Genomic DNA, 18,304 nt, shown 5'->3' on the forward strand with positions numbered 1-18,304 from the left:
CGGCCGGCCCACCCTCCCCGGTGGGCCGGCCGCCCTCGCGTGCGCCGACGCCTCAGCGGCCCTGGCCGGTGGCCGGGGCCGTCTTCGGAGAGGCCGGCCCGGTGGGGAGCGTGCCGAGCAGTGCGGCGGTGCCCTGCTCGGCGAGGTCCTCGGCGTGGGCGGGGAGGGGTGTGCCGGCCCGCAGATGGCGGCGGACCAGCGAGAGGGGCAGATCGACCAGGGCGAGAGTGACGCATTCGGTGGCCTTGGGGCCCTCGGCGCCCAGGCCCTCGGCGAGGGCTGCGAGGGCGGTGCGTACGCGCTGGTCGCCGCGCTCGGCGCGGTGGAGGTGTTCCTCGGACCAGTCGGCGCGCCCGAACTCCTCGGCGCCGTAGAGGAGGAGAGCGGCTTCCTGCGGGTGGGCGCGGCTCCAGGCGACGACGTGGCGGGCCGCCGCGCGCCCGGCCCGCCGCGCGTCGGTGTCCGCTTCGAGGGCCTTGAAGTAGCCCTCCTGGAAGCTCTCGACCGTCCGCAGCCACGCCTCGGCGAGCAGTGCGGTCCGTCCGGGGAAGCGGTGGTACACCGAACCGCTCGGGGCTCCCACCTCCTTGGCGACCGCAGACATGGTCACCCCGGCGGGGCCCGATACGGCGGCCCGTCGCACGGCGGCGTCCAGGAGCTGGTTCGTGTCGAAGCGGGGTGGTCTGGCCATGAATAGGAGAGTACTCTCCAAAATATTAGAGAGCTACCTCTAAAACGAGTCCCGGGAGGACGCATGGGCGTCTACAACGTGCACGAGCGCTTGCTGGCCGCGAAGGAGAGCGAGGTGGGAGCGCTGATCGACACCCTGTCCAGCTGCGACGACCAGCTCTGGGCGCAACTGGGCTGGCCGCAGATGGAGTTCGACCGCCCGCTGGCAGCCGGAGCGGTCGGCGGACACGGCCCGGTCCGCTACACCGTCGCCGCGTACGTCCCCTCGAAGTGGGTGCGCTTCACTTTCAGCGGGCCGCGCGGCTTCCACGGCTTCCACGAATACACCGCCCTGGCCGTCGACGAGGAGCACACGCTGCTGCGCCACACCCTCGCCATGGACGCCCGTGGGCCGGCCCGTCTCGGCTGGCCGCTCGTCTGGCGGCCGCTGCACGACGCATGCCTGGAGGACAGCCTGGACCGCGCCGAACTGGCCTGCACGGGCGCGGTGGCCCGCCCGGCGCACTGGAGCCCGTACGTACGGCTGCTACGCGGTCTCAAGCACTGACCACCGGGCACGCGCGCTCACGTCCGGGCCGCCAGGGGTTCGGGCGTGAGCACGCTTCAGGTGAACGGGGCGGCGGCGGGTCTGCGGTGTTCGGGGTCATCTTGGGCGACCGTGGTCGTCCAACCCTGGTCGAGTAGGAGGCAGGCCTGGTCGACGGCGGCGGCGGGGTCGGGGCTGGAGCCGGCGAACGCGAGGATTTCGAGGGTGAACCGGGCGTAGGCGGCGCAGATGAGGTCGTCGTGCGGCCGGCCGGTCTGGTCGGCCAGGGCGCGGGCCAGAGCGTGTTCGTGGCGCAGCCACATCGTGCGCGAGTACTCGCGAAGGGCCGGGGTCTCCTGGACGAGCCGCTGGAAGTCGGCGAAGCGGGGGTCTCGGGTGTGGGCCGAGTCGACGAAGCCGATGAGGTGGGCGCGTAGAGCGTGCGGGACCGTCTGACCCGGCGGGCGGTCGGTGACCGCGCGGACCAGGGCGGCCTCGTTGCGGGCGTCCTCGTCGAAGACCAGGGCTTCTTTGCCTTGGGGGAAGTAGTTGAACAGGGTCGACACCGACACGTCGGCGCCCTCGGCGATCTCGCGGACGCCCACCTGCTCGTAGCCGCGTTCCAGGAACAGCCGCAGCGCCGTGTCGGCGATCGCCTGGCGGGTGGCGGCCTTCTTGCGTTCGCGCCGCCCGCCCGTTCCTGCGCGGTCGATCGTCTCTGCCATGCCCGCAACCCTACCCGGCATCGAGCAAAGTTAGAACGGTTGCATATTTGGAGTCATTGCAAAATAATGAAGGCGGTGCCCGACGGGTCCGCGACACAGGGCCGTGGCCATGATCCGGCGCCGACGAAGGAGCACCACCATGAACTCCGTAGCACCCGCCCAGGCCAGGATCAGCATCATCGGCGCCGGACCCGGCGGGCTGACCTGCGCCCGCATCCTCCAGCGGCGCGGCATCGCGGTCACCGTCCACGACCGCGACCCGGGCCCCGACGCGCGCAACCAGGGAGGCACCCTGGACCTGCACGCCGACAACGGCCAGATCGCCCTGCGCGAAGCCGGCCTGCTCGACGAGTTCTTCAAGCTGGCCCGCCCCGAAGGACAGGAGATGCGCCGGCTGGACCCGACCGGCACGATCACGTCCCACCAGGTCCCGGCAGCCGACGAGCTCTTCAAGCCGGAAATCGACCGTGGCCAGCTGCGCGACCTGCTGCTGGACTCCCTGCAACCGGGAACCGTGCACTGGGGACGCACCCTCGACATGATCAGCGGGCCCGCCGATGGGCCGCGGCAGCTGCACTTCGCCGACGGCACGACCATCGAGACCGATCTGGTCATCGGCGCTGACGGCGCCTTCTCCCGGGTACGCCGGGTCGTGTCCCCCGCCGTCCCCCGGTACACCGGGGTGAGCTTCCTGGAGGCACGGTTCTCCGACGTCGAGAACCGCCACCCCGACATCGCCGACCTGGTCGGCCCGGGCGGCGCCCATGCGGCCGACGGCGAGCGGGGCCTGTTCGCCCAGCGCAACAGCGGAGACCACATCCGCGTCTACGTCATCCAGCGGGTCCCGGTCGACTGGGTGGGCCGGAGCGGCCTGACCGCCGGCGACACCGACGGCATCCGCGCCCTACTCCTCGACAGGTACGCCCACTGGGCGCCCCGCCTGCGCCAGATGATCACCGACAACGACGGTCCCTACGTCGACCGCCCGATCTTCGCCCTCCCCGTCCCGCACACCTGGGAGCACAACCCGACCGTGACCCTGCTCGGCGACGCCGCCCACCTCATGCCCCCACTCGGCGTCGGCGTCAACCTCGCCATGCTCGACGCCGCCGAACTCGCCCTGGCTCTCGCGAACGAGGCCACCCTCGACGACGCCGTCCGCACCTACGAGAAGACCATGCTCTCCCGCTCCACCGAGACGGCCAAGATGCTCGAAGGCGGCGCCGAACACCTGCTGTCCGCCGACATCCCCGCCTTCGGCGGCGAGGGCGACGCCCAGCCCTGAGCCTCTGCCCGCGAGAACGAGGACACCGGGAGGACCCTGTGGGCGGTTGGACCACGGGCCGAGTCCAGAAGCATCACGCTGAGTAGAGGCCTCAGCCCGAGGGCGCGGCGAAGTCGGGCCGTACCGCGTGTCGGCGAGCACACTGGAGGAGTTGTCGCCTCTCCGGCCCCGCGACAGTCTGGGCGGTGAACCATGGCAGAGACCAGCGACGCGGCACGGACCGTGATCCTGACCGTGGACGACGATCCCGCAGTCTCCCGGGCCGTCGCTCGCGACCTGCGCCGCCGCTACGGTGACGCGTACCGCGTCGTGCGTGCCGAGTCGGGCGCGGCGGCGCTCGACGCCCTGCGCGAGCTGAAGCTGCGGGGCTCCCCGGTCGCGATGATCCTGGCCGACTACCGCATGCCGCAGATGGACGGCATCGAGTTCCTGGAGCACGCCCTCGACCTGTTCCCCGGCGCGCGGCGCGTGCTGCTGACTGCCTACGCCGACACCGACGCGGCGATCGACGCGATCAACGTCGTCGACCTCGACCACTACCTGCTCAAGCCGTGGGAGCCGCCGGAGGAGAAGCTCTACCCCGTGGTGGACGATCTGCTGGAGTCCTGGCGGGCCGGCGACGGCCGGACGGCGGGCACCATCAGAGTCGTCGGGCACCGCTGGTCGGCGCAGTCCTCGCAGATCCGGGAGTTCCTGGCCCGCAACCAGGTGCCCTACCGCTGGTACAACTCCGACGAGCCGGAGGGCCGGAGGCTGCTCTCCGCCGCAGGGCAGGACGGGCTCCGGCTGCCACTCGTGGTCACTCCGGACGGTGCGACCCTCGTCGAGCCGCAGGAACGGGAGCTGGCCACGTGGGTGGGTCTTTCGACGACACCGGCGGCCGACTTCTACGACCTCGTCATCGTCGGCGGCGGGCCCGCGGGCTTGGGCGCGGCCGTGTACGGCGCCTCGGAAGGGCTGCGAACGGTCCTGGTCGAGCGCTCGGCGACCGGAGGCCAGGCGGGCCAGAGCTCACGGATCGAGAACTACCTCGGCTTTCCCGACGGCGTCTCCGGCGCGCAGCTCACGGATCGGGCACGCCGGCAGGCGGCGAAGTTCGGCGCCGAAATGCTGACGGCGCGCGAGGTCACCGCCCTGGAGGCGAACGGCGCCGCCCGCACAGTGCGGTTCTCGGACGGCTCCACCGTGTCGGCGCACTGTGTGATCCTCGCGACCGGCGTGTCCTACCGGCAGCTGGACGTGCCGGGAGCGGCCGAGATGACCGGGCGCGGTCTGTACTACGGCTCGGCGCTGACCGAGGCCCTCGCCTGCCAGGACCACGACGTGTACATCGTCGGCGGGGCGAACTCCGCGGGCCAGGCCGCGATGTTCCTGGCCCGGGGTGCCAAGTCGGTCACCCTGTTGGTGCGCGGCCCGTCGCTGTCGGCCTCCATGTCGCACTACCTGCTGCAGCGCGTCGAGGACGCCCCCACGATCTCGGTACGCACCGACACGGTCGTGGCGGCCGTCCACGGCAAGGAGCACCTGGAGGGGCTGACCCTGCGCAACACCGTGAGCGGGGAGACCGAAGAGGTCGACGCACAGTGGATGTTCGTGTTCATCGGCGCGGCCCCCATGACCGACTGGCTCGACGGCACGGTGACCAGGGACTCGCACGGCTTCCTCCCCACCGGCCCCGATCTGACGGCCGACGGGCGCCCACCGGCCGGATGGGCGCTGGACCGGCCGCCGTACCACCTGGAGACGAACGTGCCCGGAGTCTTCGTGGCGGGGGACGCCCGCGCCGAGTCCGCCAAGCGGGTCGCCTCCGCAGTCGGCGAGGGTGCCATGGCCGTCATGCTCGTGCACCGCTATCTGGAGCAGTCATGACCAGCGGCCCGCTTCGGTGCCAGGAGGACGAGCTGCGTTCGCTGTTCCTGTTCGAGAAGCTGGCGCCCGACCAGTTGGCGCGGCTGTGCCGCGACGGCCACGTGGAGTGGTTCGACCCGGGCCCGGTCTACCGGGAAGGCGATCCGGCCGCGAACCTGTACGTGCTGTTCCACGGAACCGTGATCCTCTCGCGCAGCGTCGGCGGCCAGGAGGTGGACTTCAGCCGCACATCCGCGCCCGGCGTCTATGCCGGGGCCTTCCAGGCGTACCTCGGCGACCAGGTGCCCCAGGTGTACAACAACTCGATGCGGGTGACCGAGCGGTCCCGGTTCTTCGTGCTGCCGGCGGAGGCGTTCGCACAGATCATGCGCGGCTGGTTCCCGATGGCCGTCCACCTGCTGGAGGGCCTGTTCTTCGGCTTCAAGAACACCCAGGAGGCGGTCGGCCAGCGGGAACGGCTGCTGGCGCTCGGATCGGCGACCGCCGGGCTCACCCACGAGCTCAACAACCCTGCTGCCGCCGCCGTGCGCGCCGCCGCCGCACTGCGTGAACGCTTCGCCGCAGTACGCCGCGAGTTCGGCGAACTCGCGGCCGAGCCGCATCGAGGCGCAGACCTCGCCCAGTTGAGCGAGCTGGTGGACCTGACCGTCGGCCGGCTGGGCCCGGCCCAGTCGCTCAGCCCGCTGCAGGCTGCGGACCGAGAGGACGAGCTCGGCGACTGGCTGGAGGAGCACGGCATCGAAGACGGCCGGCAGATCGCGCCGGTGCTCGTCCAGGCGGACCTGGGCACCGACTGGCTCGATCGGATCGCCGCTTCCCAGCCCGAGTACCTGCTCGGCAGGGCCCTGAAGTTGCTGAGCTGCACGGTCGAGGCCGAACTGCTGCTGAACGAGATCGACGACGCCACGCACCGCATCTCCGCACTCGTCGGCGCGGCGAAGCAGTACACGCAGCTGGACCGGGCCCCCTATCAGAACGCCGACGTACACGAGCTGCTGGACAGCACGCTGATGATGCTCGCCGCGAAGATCGGCCCGAACATCACGGTCGTGCGCGATTACGACCCCGCCTTGCCCCGCATCCCCGGGTACCCCGCCGAGCTGAACCAGGTGTGGACGAACCTGATCGACAACGCGGTGTGGGCCATGCGCAGCAACAGCTCCGGCGGCACCCTCACCGTCCGCACCGCACGGGACGGGGACCACGTGCTGGTCGAGTTCCGCGACACCGGCCCGGGCGTGCCCCCCGAGGTGCGCGACCGCGTCTTCGACCCGTTCTTCACGACCAAACCGGTCGGCGAAGGCACGGGCCTCGGCCTGGACATCTCCTGGCGCATCATCGTCAACCGCCACGGCGGCGACCTGCGGCTCGCATCCACGCCGGGCGACACCTGCTTCCAGGTCCGCCTCCCGATCAACCCCATCAGGCCCGGCCCCCCGCTGGAGCGGCCATGAACACCGAGCACACCACGAGCACACCCGCAGCCCGGGCCACCGCGCCCGCAGCCACCAACTCCACGAAGAGTCGCTGCGGCGAGAGAAGCGCACCAAGGAGGCCCGACGCCAACTGCGGATCGCCCTCGACCTCTTCGACGCCATGGGTGCCCACGGCTTCGCCGCCCGCACCGCCCGGGAGCTGTCCGCAGCCGGAGGCCCTCAAGCTGAGCGGGCGTCCCGATCGGCCGTCAGCCGGCCGCACGCTCCAACCACTCCAACGAGCGCCGGGATTCGGCGGCGAGCGGGTGGTGGGGGCCGTACAGCCGCTCGGTGTCGAGGAGCAGCCGGAGCAGCACCGTGCGGGCGCCGGTGTGGTCGGCGGTGGCAAGGAGCAGCTGTGCTGTCCGGTGGCGGACCTCCAGCGCGAGCGACGGGTCGGCGGCGGCGTCGCGGTCCAGCTCGGACAGCAGCAGTTGGTACTCGGCGAGCGCCGAGGTGTGCTCGCCGAGCTGGTCGAGGCACTGCGCCGCCTCGATGCGAAAGCGCAGGGCCTGCGGGTCGTCGGGGCGGGTCGTGGCCGCGCGCTGGTCGGCCAGCAGCCGCAACTCGGGCAGCGCGGCCTGGAACTGACCGTCCTCCAGCAGGGTCGTGGCGTACTGCTTGCGCAGCATGTGGACGACGGGTGAATCAGGTCCGTGGGCCGCGACGGCGGCGGGCAGTGCGCTGCCGAGCACGCCCACGGCCTGGGTGATCCGGCCCGCGTCCAGCAGGAGCTTGGCCTGCTCGACGGCGGCGGCGACGTCGGCCTTGCGGCTGGCCGACGGGGCTGCGGCCGACGGGGCTGCGGTCGGAGGTTGCGGCGGTTGCGGAGCCTGCGGCGATGGCCGGGGCAGTGGTGGCGTGCCGTGCCAGGGTGCGTGGGGTTGCCGGAACGGCCGGGTCGGGTCCATCGGTGTGCCGGGGTCCTCGGGGCCGGTCGGGGCCGACCCGGGCAGCAGCGGTGCGAGCGTCCGGTAGACCTCCGCAGCGTCGGCGGGCCGGTCCAGGGGGTCCTTGGCGAGCAGCCGCAGGACCAGTTCCTCCAGCGCCTGCGGCACCTCGGGGCGGATCCGGCGCAGCGGCGGGGGCGGCTCGTGCAGGTGCTGGTGCAGCACGCCGAGCGCCGACGAGTAGGCGAACGGGAGCGTGCCGCTGAGCAGTTCGTGCAGGATCACGCCGAGCGAGTAGAGGTCGGTGCGTGGGCCGACCTCGCGGTCCATGGCCTGTTCCGGAGCCATGTACGCGGGGCTGCCGATAGGTGAGCCGGTCAGGGTGAGCCGGGTGGTGTCGCTGTTCAGGACGGCGGCGATCCCGAGGTCGAGCACGACCAGGGTGCCGTCGGGGCGGACCATGATGTTGCGCGGCTTGAGGTCGCGGTGCACCGCCGGCACCGCGTGCACGGCGGTCAGGATCGGGCATAGCTGCGCCGCCACGGCCACGGCCCACGGCCAGGGGTAGGGGTCGTGCTCGGCGAGGTGGTCGGCCAGGTCCGCACCCTGGACGTACTGCATCACCAGGTAGAGGTCGTCGCCGTGGCCGGTGGCGTCGTGCACGGTGACCAGCCCCGGGTGGTCGACCTGGGCGGTGACCCGGCACTCCCGGGCGAACCGCCGCCGCAGTTCGGCGTCCTGTTCCGCTGCGGCGCTCCGGTTGGGCTGCAGCAGCTTGACGGCCACCCAGCGGTCGAGGGTGCGGTCGTGGGCCTTCCACACCTGGCCCATGCCGCCCTGCCCGATGAGCGTCGCCAGCTCGTAGCGGCCTGCGACGAGCCGGCCCTTCACGCGCGGTCCTGCTGCTGCAGATAGGCACTCAGTTCGTCGAGCTCGGCCCTGACCTGCCCGATGCGGTCCTGGCGCGCCATGCCCGGGGGCGGGCCTGCGGGGGCGGTCCGGACGTCGGCCATGCGAGGAGTCCCGTACGCTCGCGGCGGGCGCAGGTCGGCGGCGGGGAAGTAGGCCGCGACGGAGACCGCCGTCCCGAGCAGCAGCACCATTCCGGTGGTGGTCTGCCAGCTGCTGTCGTCGGCATTGCACCCGATCAGCACGATCCCGGCGACGGACGCCACCGCCGATGCGCCGAAGAACAGCCAGTCACGTCCTCGGTTGTGCACGATCGCCAGCCGCAGCATCGGTATCCAGCCGAGCATCCCCAGGCTCAGCACCGGAACGGCGGTGAGCACGACCCGCAGCAGCACGGTCCCCACTCGCGCGCCTCGTCGGCGCTGCGGCGTTGTCGTGACGGGGCCGTACATGGCTCAGCTCCTGGCGGCGGCGGGTGATCGGCGGTTGGCCGGGGTCAGCCTACCGACCCCGGTGCGGCCGCTCGTCCGCCGGCGTCACGACGGGCTGATGCTCCCGTCCGTCAGCCCGTCGTAGAGGCCCTGGACGAGCAACTCGCCCAACCCGGCGGCCAGCCGCGACGCCTCCTCGAAGGCGGCGACGGCACGGAACCGCTGGCCGTAGCGCCGCTGGTCGGCCAGCGGCAGCCGGGGCACCTGGAGCCGGCGGACGTCCAGTCGGGTCGCGGACGAGGTGAAGCTGCTGGCCTGCCGGGTGTTCGCGGTGCCACGCAGGAACCCGGCAAGGAACCACGGGTCCAGGGTGGCCGGGTCCGGCCGCAGCAGGTACAGGTTGCGGCCCAGTGCCGCTCCGGCCGTGTCCTCGTCGATCACGCGGGCCGCCGCGCCCCGGCTGAGCACCGGGATCACCACGTCCCCGACCTGGGTGAGCACCGGCTCCTCGGCCTCGCCCTCGGGCAGCACACCGGAAGGGGCGCCGCCCGACACGACGTCGTGCTCGGTCAGCACCGGCGGACCGCCGCCCGAGCCGGCTCCGGCGCCGCCGGTGCGCATCAACAGGGCCGCTGTCCTGGCCAGTTCGCCCAGGCTTGTGAGTGCCCAGTGCGCCGGCGCGCGCTGGCCGCCGGCCGCCGGCGCCAGTTCCGCGGTGCGGCGCAGGGCGATGGTCAGGCGGTCGCTCACCTCGTTCAGGGCCGCCTCGCCGGTGCCTGCCGCTCGTACCGGCAGGTGCCGGGCCGGGGTCACGTCCACGTCGTCGTCCAGCAGCTCGACCAGCGGGATCGTCCGGCTGACTCCGGGCTGCTGCGTAGCCGAGCCCTCGCGGTCGAAGGCGTGCCAGTGCTCCAGCACCGTGCTGTAAAGCTCCGGCCAGGGCGGATTGTCCCGGCCGTCCGCCCGGTCGGCGACGTTCACCACCAGCAGCCGGTGCGGCTCGGGCACGTCCGCTGCGGGGCGGCGCAGCACCCACAGGTGCAGCGGGACTCCGTACGGCGGCGCCGCGCCCGCAGGCAGCGCGACGACCGCCCGCAGCGCCCCGCGGCGCAGCAGGTCCGCCCGGATCCGCCGGCCCGACTTGCGGGAGGCCGCGGCGGGCGGCATCAGCAGCACGGCGGTGCCGTTCTCGCGCAGATGGGCCAGGGCGTGCTGCACCCAGGCCAGTTCGGACTCGGCCCGCGGCGGCAGCCCGTACTCCCACCGGGTGTCGTAGGCGAGCTCCTCGTGCCCCCAGGAACGGTCGTTGAACGGCGGGTGGCACAGGACGACGTCCGCGTGCAGGCCCGGGTGCGCGTCGGCGCGCAGGCTGTCGCCCACCCTGATCCGCGCGGGGCCCCCGGCGTGCAGCGCGAGGCGCAGCGCGGTGAGCGCCGCCAGGTCGGGATCGGCTTCCTGGCCGGCCGCGGTGGCGCCGGGGCCGAGGGTGGCGAGCAGGCCGCCGAAGCCGCAGGCGGGGTCCAGCAGGAGTTCGGCCGGGCCCGCGAGTTCGGCCATCAGCTCGCAGAGCGGTGCCGGGGTCAGCGTGTACTGGCGGTGCCCGGCTTCCAGGTGACGCCCCAGCAGGAACTCGTACGCCTGGCGGGGACCGAGCTCGTCCGCGAGCTGCGCGGCGCCGCGCAGCAGGGTCGGACGCTCGGTCAGCTCGGGATCAGCGGGCACGGGCACCGCGTGGTCCTCGCCCAGGCGGGAGCGGAGCGCCGCTGCGAGCGCTTGGGGAAACTCGTGGCTGAGGTCGGCGTCCGCGCCGAGCAGCCGCTGCCACAGGAGCGGCCGATCGTGCAGCAGCAGGACGGTACCGACCAGGCGCAGGGCGGTCGCCGCTCCGCCCGGATCCCGCTCGACCTGCTGCCAGACCCGCTCCCGTAGCGGTACCTGGTCGAGCTTGCCCTGGTCGCGCAGCCACCGCTCCACCTCGGCCAGCTCGAAGACCGGACTGGCGTCGGTGCCACCGACCGGCTTGGGGAAGTCGGCATGCCTACGCCGCCAGTTGCTGACCGCGGCGCGACCGACCCCGGCGAACCGCGCGATCCCGGCAGCGGTGACTTCGGTCCTGCTCTCCGGCACTGAGTAGCTCCTCTGTGGCGACGTGACACTGCAGCCGATCCTACAACCTGCCTCACACAGTGAATGCGTGTTGACGCGGTTCACAGGTCATGTTCTTATTGGCGCGCCGCTCACACAGCTTTACTGATTGAAAGGTGCACAGTCCCGCTATGTCTCAGCAATCTCGCCGGATCGCCCTGATCGCCTGCAGCGCCACCGTGATACTCGGCCTCACCGCCTGTTCCTCCGGGGCCGCGCACCCGTCGGCCGCCGGTTCGGGCGCTCCGTCGGGTGCTTCGTCGGCTGCCGCAGGGGGCCCCTCCAAGTCACCCGCCACGTCGATCCCCGGGCCCGCCGCAGGCACCGATGGTCTGCCCAACGGCACGAAGCTCAACGCGATGCTGCTACCGGCCACCGCGCTCCCGAGCCAGCTCAGGATCGACGCCAGTGGCACCCGCAGCACCGGCGACGGCTTCAACCCGCCGCTCTCCCCATCCGCCGCCCCGGCCGGGCACGTGTGCGACGCGCTCAACGGCTCGAGTTGGGTCAACGCGGCGGGGATAGCGAGCGCGTCCTTCGCCCAGAACGACTACACGGACGACTCACAGGACATGTTCGCCCAGGAGCTCGACGCCTTCCGGGGAAACGACGCGCAGGCGGTCATGGCCGGCCTGAAGCGGGTCCTGACCACGTGTCACACCTTCACCATGGCCCAGAACGGCCAGAACTACCCCGTGACCGTCACCCTGAAGAGCCTGCCCGGCGTCGGGGACGAGGCACTCCAGGCGGTCGCCACCTCACCGGACTGGGCCGGGGGCAGCACGATGGTGGCCGTCCGGGTCGGCAGCGTCGTGGTCACCAGTTACGACAACGACCAGAAGTCGACCGGAACCGTCGGGGTGGCCCTGACCAAGGCCCTGGTGAAGAACGTCACGACCGCGCACTGAACGCGGGCCCGATCCGGCACCGCGTCAGCGGTCGTCCGGAGCGGGGGCGCAACGGTGACAGGCCCGACGCTGCGAGGGGAGCGCCGGGCCTGTCACCGTTCCGCCGTGTCAGAGACTCACGTACCGGGGCGGTAGCCTGCGGGACTGCGACCGGTGGGTCGGCGAGTGCTTCGCGTCCTGCCCGGAGCTCCCCGGCCGCGATCACCTGGGGCACCTGTGGCGGACCGCGCTCACCCTGCCGGAGCCGACGGGCCGTCAGGTCTGGCTGCACGGCGACCTCAAGCCGAGCAACCTCCTGGCCCGCCACGGCACCCTGCACGCGGTCATCGACTTCGGCGGTCTCTCGATCGGCCACCCCGACGCCGAGCACGCCACGGTCTGGGACCTGCCCGGGGCGGCCAGACAGGCGTACTGGGACGCGGTGAGCCTGGACGAGCCGACCTGGCTGCGCGCACACGCCTGGGCGGTGGCGGTGGCGGTAGCGGTCGGCGGGGTGTCGTACTACTGGGAGACGAACCCGGCGTTCGTGGCGGAGTGCCTGGCCCGCCTGCAGGCGATTCTGGCGAGCGATGGCGAGCGATGGCGAGTGGTGATTGGGGGCACCCTGTCACTGGACTCGGTCACCGGCCGTGGCCTCTCGGGTGGCCGCCGTCAACCAGGTCAGGTACCACTCGCGGAAGCCGAGCCGCTCGTGGGGGGTACGGGCAAGCGATTGGAGAGGACCGTCCGCCGCTCCGAGGTCCACCCACATCGTGCCGCGCTCCGGGCCGGTCACCACGAACCAGTCGAAGTAGCCGCATCCTTCGTGGCTGAGGCAGACCGCGCCTGCGGTCAACGCCGCGCTGAGTGCCTCCCACTCGTCGTCCCAGACGCGGAATGCCGCGCGGAACGCGGGCTCGTCGGGGAAAGCGCTCTCGACCGGTTCGCGAGCGTCGTACGCCGCGCGCAGGCGGGCTCGTTCTGCGGGGGAGGGGAACGGCTGGGGCAGCAGAGAGTTGTCACTGCGTACCCCCTGTCCCTCGTTCCAGGCCCAGCCGCGCTCGTCGCGCTGCAGTGGGTACAGACCGTAGTGCGGACCGGCCCCGCCCGCGCCCACTTCGAGCAGGAAGCTGCGGTAGTCCGCAGGGAGGCGGACATCGAACTCCTGCTCGGCTTCCGCCACTTCGACCTCGCTCAACGGCGGCAGCAACTCGAAGCGGTGCCCGCGCGCGCCGAACACCTGTGCCGCGTTCGGGGCCTCGCGCAGTGCCAGGACCCGCTCGCGGACGCCGGACCAGGTGGTCGGGTTCATGCTGCTGCTCCACTTCGTCGTACGCCGGCACAGCCCACCAACGAGCCGCCGTCGGCGGCCACGAAGAGGACGAAGTGCCAGCAGTGGTCCGGGCTGTCGATGGCCGCCAGCCGCACCGGGCGGTCGCCGAGCGCCCGCAGCGCCGACACGCCCTCCGGGAGTCCGATGGTCTCAATGCCGTTCGCGCGCGTGTGTTCGATCCTGCCGGTGTAGATGTTGGCATGCTGGTCGGCGGGCTGCACCCGGTCGTTGATCCGACCGGTGCCACCGGCCAGCAGTGCCGCCCGCGCGGGTGCGCAGGCCGGGGTCTGGTTCCGCAGCAGGCCGAGCAGGAGCTCGGGGGCCGGGTCAGGGGCCAGGTCGGCCTCCCAAGCGTCGCTCAGCCGTTCGGCGGTCACCACCAGGTTGTCGGCCAGCGCAAGGATGCGGACGCTGCCGGTGGGCTTCCGGTCAGGCGCAGCCGTATGGCCTGGTCGGTAGTCGAGGTCACCGGGCGCCTACCAGCGCCGCGACCGGCGTCCCCGGCGCTGGTAGGCGCAGCCTCCTAACGGCCGTAGCATGAGGGGCGTGGAGCTGCGCCAACTCCGGTACTTCGTCGCGGTCGCCGAGGAGCTGAACTTCGGTCGGGCCGCCGCCCGGCTGCTGATCGCCGGGCCATCCCTGTCCCAGCAGATCAAGGCACTCGAACGCGACCTCGGGGTGGTCCTGTTCGACCGCGACCGGCGCTCGGTCGCGCTCACTGCGGCGGGCACCGCGCTGCTCCCGCACGTGCGCGCCCTGCTGGACCGGGCCGACGACCTGCGGCGGCGGGCCGGGCGGCTGTCCGGTTCGGAGCTGGTCCGGCTGGGCTACGTCACCTGGTTGCCGCCCGACCTGACCGCCCGCACCTCCGCGGTGGCCCGGGTGCACATCGATGCGTGGGTCGCGCCCTCCCACGCCCAGGCCGCCCGGGTCGCCGACGGCAGCCTGGACCTCGCGGTGTGCTGGGTGCGCGACGAGGAGCTGGAACAGCTGGGCCTGGTGGCCCGGTTGGTCGGCGTGAACCGGCTCCACGCCGTGTCCGCAGGGGCCGGCACCGGTGCCGTGCGCGCCCAGGACACCGCCGTGCTCCTGGACGACGACGACTCCTGGGCGTCGTGGAACGCCTACGCCGAGGAACTGGTCCGCGACACGGGTTCCCGGGCTGAGCACATCGCCGACGGCGGCGTCATGGGCGCGGCGTTCTTCGATCATGTCCGCCGCCTCGACCGACCAGTCGTCAACTCACCCAAGGGACAGACGATTCCACTGCCGCCGGACCTGGTCCAGCGCCCGATCGTGGCGCCGCAGGTGCACTGGGCCTGGTCGCTGGTCCGGCGTGCCGACGAGCAGCGCGTGGAGGTGCTCGCCGTGGTTGACGTGCTCTGCGAGGCGGCCGGAGACCTCGGGCCGCACGGGCCGCACGCCTGGCTGCCGGTGGGCGACCGGTACCGGTTCCCGCAGCGTTAGCGCACTGACCAGGGCTGGAAGGCTGGGCCTTCCAGCAGGGAGGCAGCTGGTCCTGACGCTGGGTCGGTGGGGTGTTGCCCTCGGCGAAGCGCCCTGCCTACCGTGGCGGAGTCGACCGGCGGCCGCAGCTGCGACGGGGGACCGGCGCCCCGGGCGACGGGCCGGTCGTGATCGCCGGTGACAGCAACGCAATCGCTTCCGACGGCAAGAACGCCGGAACCATCCGCAGCTGGCCGTGCGTTCGAACCCGTTGGCTGACGACACGTCTTCGATCAAGGCGTTCACCGGTGCCGGGCTCCGCCGCGCGGTCGCAGCGACGACGGAACCGGCAGGGACGGCAAGCCGGCGCACACGGCGTTGCAACTACTTGCCCAAATTGGCTCCAATTATCCATAGTTGACACACAGTAAGGCTAAGCCCAGCCCATGCCAGCAGATGCTCCACACGACACGGCATCGCCGCAATCCACCTTCCAGCCCCTCCAGCCGGACGACCCGGGCGAGGTGGCCGGCTACCAGCTGTACGCGCGTCTGGGGGCCGGCGGGATGGGCCGGGTCTACCTCTCCTACACGCCCGGCGGACGCCCGGTGGCGCTCAAGGTGGTGCGCCCGGAGTTCGCCGAGGAGCCCGAGTTCCGTCGCCGCTTCGCCCAGGAGGTGGCCAACGCCCAGCGCATCCACGGCCTGTACACCGCGCAGGTGATCGATGCCGACGCCGAGGCGGAGTCTCCCTGGCTGGTCACCGCGTACGTGGCCGGCCCCTCGCTCCAGCAGGTGGTGCGCGAGCACGGCGCGCTGCCGGTGCGCACCGTGCTGCTGCTGCTCGGCGGCATCGCGGAGGCACTTCAGGCGATCCACGGCGTCGACGTGGTGCACCGCGACCTGAAGCCTGCCAACGTGCTGGTGGCCGCCGACGGCCCGCGGGTGATCGACTTCGGCATAGCCCGGGCCGCCGACGCCACTGCGCTGACCGGTACCGGTTTGCGGATCGGCTCGCCCGCCTTCATGACGCCCGAGCAGGCCCAGGGCGCGGCGGTCACACCCGCCACCGACGTCTTCGCGCTGGGGGCTCTGGCCGCGTACGTGGCGAGTGGCGTGCAGCCGTTCGGTGAGGGCCCGGACACTGCGGTGCTCTACCGGGTGGTGTACGAGCCGCCGGCAGCGCCAACCAGGCCCCGGCTGCCGTGAAGTCCCCGATTGCGCCCGCAACCGCGCCCACGACCACGACCGCGCCCGCAACCGCGCCCACGACCGCACTGACAGCCGCACCGACCGGCGCGGCGTCCGGCGCCGCGGTGAGCTACACCCCGCTGGTGGGCAAGGTCGAACTGGACATCCCGCCGAGCCTGTACGCCACCACCGCGTACCAGGTCGAACTGAGCAGCGGCAAGCTGAGCCCCGCAGCCAGCACCCCCAAGTGGGGGCTCGCCCTGACGCACAGCAGCCCCACCGGCAGCGCCACGGCCGACGCCTTCACCGGGGCCGGCTTCGACCTCTCCGACTTCGCCGTGCTCACCGACCCGGCGGCCACCCCGGCCCAGTGCGACACCGCGATCGACACCCACCCCGAATCCGTTCCCGCCTTCGCCCATGCGAGCGCCGGCCACCTGCTCTGCGTCCGCGACCGTGCCACCCACACCATCGCCCTCGCAGACATCGAAGACGCCAACGCACAGACCGGCGAGGTCAAGCTCTCCCTGACCACCTGGCAGGCCACCACCTGAGCCCATTCGCCCTGGCCCGGTGACCCTGGCGAGCTCGGAAAGTCATCGCTGAAGGTGGCAGCAGTAGGGCGATCTCGGCTGGCACCATCTCCGGGTGATCGTCTCGCTGCGGTACAAGGTGGCCCGGAAGCTGCGCCTAGCGGTTTGCCCGGGGTCGTCCGGAGCACCAGGTACGGGAGGTGGTCAGCATGTATTCCATGGAACCCAAGCAGTCGGGCAGCTGCGGGACGGCGCTCGTCAGCTTAATTGGCATTGCCCTGGTTGTCGGGCTCATCGGGCGTCTTCAGCCAGTTCAGGCAGATCGCACTCGCCGCCTACGACCGCATCGTCGGCCTGGTGCTGGATCATATTGTCATCGACGGCTCCATCACCAAGGCCCCCGGCGGTGGCGAGGTTGCCGGGCGTTCGCCGGTTGACCGGGGCAAACAGGGCCTGAAACGCTCCGGCATGACGGATGGCTACGGAATCCCGCTCGGCCATGTCTTGGCAGGCGCGAACTGCCACGACTCTCCGCTGCTGGCCTCGACCCCGGACCGCCTGGTGGACCTCGGGCCGCTGCCCGAGGACATCACGGTGCACTTGGACGCCGGCTACGACTCGAACAAGACCCGCGCCCGGCTCGACGAACGCGGCCAGCACGGCCGGATCGCGCACAAGGGTGAGAAGGCCCCGATTCAGGCAGGCGAACGGTGGCATGTCGAGTGGACCCACGCCTGGCAGAACGCCTTCCACCGTCTCGTCCGCTGCTTCGAGCGCCGCGCCGTCGTGATGGAGGCGTTCTTCGACCTCGCGGACACGATCATCACCGTCCGCAGCCTCATCCGACGAGCCTGGACCACCCACCGCCGACAGAGACGTCCCCGCCGTCGTCCCTGAACTCCAGCCCCTGAAGACCCCCACGTCCTCGGGGACCGCCTCTCAAGTGGCTCGTACTGCGAGGCGTTTGTGCGGGGCCCGGTCAACGGCGGGCCAACACCGCGACCTCCCAGCCGAAGCCCACCACCAACCGACCATCCGGCATCACGGCCACCGCGTAGACCGGCAGTGGGAACACCGACTCCGGCCCGACCTGGTCGCCGGTGGCCAGGTCCCAGACCCGTACGGTGCCATCGTCGCCGCCGGTGATCGCCAGGGGGCGGCCGTCGACCACCGCAGTCGCCACCGCGTTCACATCGTCAGTGTGGGCGGCGATGGGTTGGCCGATCTGCCGACCTGCGGTCAGGTCCCAGACCCGTACCGTGTCATCGCTGCTGCCGGTGACCGCGACGGGGCGGCCCTCGACCACCGCCGTCGCCACTGCCAGCACGAGGTCGGTGTGCCCGGTCAAGGGTCGGCCGATCTGCCGACCTGCAGTCAGATCCCAGACCCGTACGGTGCCATCGTCGCTGCCGGTGACCGCGACGGGGCGGCCGTCGACCACCGCAGTCGCCACCGCGTTCACATCGCCCGTGTGGCCCGTCAGGGGCTCGCCGACCTGCTTGCCCGTGGTCAGGTCCCACACCCGCACCGTCTCGTCTTCGCCGCCGGTGATAGCCATGGGGTGGCCGTCGACCACTGCCGTCGCCACCGCCAACACCCCGCCGTCGTGACCCGCAAGTGGCTCACCCACCTGGTCGCCGGTGGTCAGGTCCCACACCCGCACCGTCCAATCCTCGCAGCCGGCGATCGCGTGGGGACGGCCGTCGACCACCGCCGTCGCCACCGCCCACACCCAGTCGCCCTGGCCGGTGAGGTGCTGGCCGATCTGCCGGCCGGTGGTCAGATCCCATACCCGCACGGTCCGGTCAGAACCGCCGGTGACCGCCACGGGACGGCCGTCGACCACCGCCGTCACCACCGCCAACACCGAAGAGGTGAGGGGCCACGCGTTTTCCGGACAGCCGCCGTGTGCTTGAAAGCTACGCTGCGAGCCGCATGTTGCGATGCTCGAGATACGCCTCGCGCGGCGT

Annotated in this window: 15 protein-coding genes and 3 pseudogenes; 10 read left to right on the forward strand and 8 right to left on the reverse strand. The window is 72.0% G+C overall.

Annotated elements, in window-relative coordinates:
* Positions 1-52: 52 nt before the first annotated feature.
* A complete protein-coding gene (locus tag P3T29_RS14720; protein WP_280716872.1) occupies positions 53-691 on the reverse strand; it encodes a TetR/AcrR family transcriptional regulator in 639 nt (212 codons plus the stop codon).
* A 63-nt stretch (positions 692-754) separates the two neighbouring features.
* Between P3T29_RS14720 and P3T29_RS14725 the strand changes: the two genes are divergently transcribed.
* Positions 755-1,237, forward strand: a complete 483-nt coding sequence (locus P3T29_RS14725) for an SRPBCC family protein (RefSeq protein ID WP_280716873.1) — start codon at positions 755-757, stop codon at positions 1,235-1,237.
* A 56-nt stretch (positions 1,238-1,293) separates the two neighbouring features.
* Here the strand turns inward: P3T29_RS14725 and P3T29_RS14730 are convergent, their stop codons facing one another.
* Positions 1,294-1,941 carry a helix-turn-helix domain-containing protein gene (locus P3T29_RS14730; protein ID WP_280716874.1) on the reverse strand — a complete coding sequence of 216 codons (648 nt, stop codon included), beginning with the start codon at positions 1,939-1,941 and terminating at the stop codon, positions 1,294-1,296.
* A gap of 139 nt (positions 1,942-2,080) precedes the next feature.
* Between P3T29_RS14730 and P3T29_RS14735 the strand changes: the two genes are divergently transcribed.
* The 3 genes from P3T29_RS14735 (at position 2,081) to P3T29_RS14745 (ending at position 6,549) form a co-directional block, all read left to right on the forward strand.
* Positions 2,081-3,226: an NAD(P)/FAD-dependent oxidoreductase gene (locus P3T29_RS14735; protein WP_280716875.1), complete on the forward strand. Its 1,146-nt coding sequence runs from the start codon at positions 2,081-2,083 to the stop codon at positions 3,224-3,226.
* A 192-nt stretch (positions 3,227-3,418) separates the two neighbouring features.
* A complete protein-coding gene (locus P3T29_RS14740; RefSeq protein WP_280716876.1) occupies positions 3,419-5,095 on the forward strand; it encodes an FAD-dependent oxidoreductase in 1,677 nt (558 codons plus the stop codon).
* Positions 5,092-6,549, forward strand: a complete 1,458-nt coding sequence (locus P3T29_RS14745) for an ATP-binding protein (RefSeq protein WP_280716877.1) — start codon at positions 5,092-5,094, stop codon at positions 6,547-6,549. The genes P3T29_RS14740 and P3T29_RS14745 overlap by 4 nt, the downstream gene beginning before the upstream one ends.
* Before the next feature lie 230 nt (positions 6,550-6,779).
* Here P3T29_RS14745 and P3T29_RS14750 read toward each other — a convergent pair whose 3' ends face one another.
* The 3 genes from P3T29_RS14750 to P3T29_RS14760 all read right to left on the reverse strand — a co-directional run bounded on the left by P3T29_RS14750 (position 6,780) and on the right by P3T29_RS14760 (position 10,927).
* On the reverse strand, positions 6,780-8,351 hold the full coding sequence (locus P3T29_RS14750; RefSeq protein WP_280716878.1) for a serine/threonine-protein kinase: 1,572 nt from the start codon (positions 8,349-8,351) through the stop codon (positions 6,780-6,782).
* A complete protein-coding gene (locus P3T29_RS14755) occupies positions 8,348-8,821 on the reverse strand; it encodes a hypothetical protein (protein ID WP_280716879.1) in 474 nt (157 codons plus the stop codon). Before P3T29_RS14755 ends, P3T29_RS14750 begins: the two co-directional genes overlap by 4 nt.
* A gap of 84 nt (positions 8,822-8,905) precedes the next feature.
* On the reverse strand, positions 8,906-10,927 hold the full coding sequence (locus P3T29_RS14760) for an N-6 DNA methylase (protein WP_280716880.1): 2,022 nt from the start codon (positions 10,925-10,927) through the stop codon (positions 8,906-8,908).
* Between the two features lie 149 nt (positions 10,928-11,076).
* Here P3T29_RS14760 and P3T29_RS14765 point away from each other — a divergent pair, with 149 nt between their 5' ends.
* Entirely contained in the window at positions 11,077-11,853 is a 777-nt protein-coding gene (locus tag P3T29_RS14765; RefSeq protein ID WP_280716881.1) for a hypothetical protein, read from the forward strand.
* A 127-nt stretch (positions 11,854-11,980) separates the two neighbouring features.
* Positions 11,981-12,292: pseudogene (locus P3T29_RS14770) on the forward strand (phosphotransferase); the annotation flags it as partial.
* Between the two features lie 168 nt (positions 12,293-12,460).
* Here P3T29_RS14770 and P3T29_RS14775 read toward each other — a convergent pair.
* Both P3T29_RS14775 and P3T29_RS14780 read right to left on the reverse strand, forming a co-directional pair.
* Complete coding sequence (locus tag P3T29_RS14775; protein WP_280716882.1) at positions 12,461-13,144, reverse strand: SMI1/KNR4 family protein; 684 nt, start codon at positions 13,142-13,144, stop codon at positions 12,461-12,463.
* Entirely contained in the window at positions 13,141-13,542 is a 402-nt protein-coding gene (locus tag P3T29_RS14780) for a hypothetical protein (protein WP_280716883.1), read from the reverse strand. The genes P3T29_RS14775 and P3T29_RS14780 overlap by 4 nt, the downstream gene beginning before the upstream one ends.
* A 160-nt stretch (positions 13,543-13,702) precedes the next feature.
* Between P3T29_RS14780 and P3T29_RS14785 the strand changes: the two genes are divergently transcribed.
* The 4 genes and pseudogenes from P3T29_RS14785 to P3T29_RS14800 all read left to right on the forward strand — a co-directional run.
* The gene (locus tag P3T29_RS14785; RefSeq protein WP_280716884.1) at positions 13,703-14,632 is read left to right on the forward strand and encodes a LysR family transcriptional regulator; all 930 of its coding nucleotides are present in this window, start codon (positions 13,703-13,705) and stop codon (positions 14,630-14,632) included.
* A 425-nt stretch (positions 14,633-15,057) separates the two neighbouring features.
* Entirely contained in the window at positions 15,058-15,819 is a 762-nt protein-coding gene (locus P3T29_RS14790) for a serine/threonine-protein kinase (protein WP_280716885.1), read from the forward strand.
* A complete protein-coding gene (locus P3T29_RS14795; protein ID WP_280716886.1) occupies positions 15,816-16,355 on the forward strand; it encodes a hypothetical protein in 540 nt (179 codons plus the stop codon). The genes P3T29_RS14790 and P3T29_RS14795 overlap by 4 nt, the downstream gene beginning before the upstream one ends.
* A gap of 276 nt (positions 16,356-16,631) precedes the next feature.
* Positions 16,632-17,231, forward strand: a pseudogene (locus tag P3T29_RS14800) (transposase); the annotation flags it as partial.
* Between the two features lie 82 nt (positions 17,232-17,313).
* Here P3T29_RS14800 and P3T29_RS14805 read toward each other — a convergent pair.
* Positions 17,314-18,304: pseudogene (locus P3T29_RS14805) on the reverse strand (WD40 repeat domain-containing protein); the annotation flags it as partial.

It is taken from the genome of Kitasatospora sp. MAP5-34, assembly GCF_029894335.1.
Classification (GTDB): domain Bacteria; phylum Actinomycetota; class Actinomycetes; order Streptomycetales; family Streptomycetaceae; genus Kitasatospora.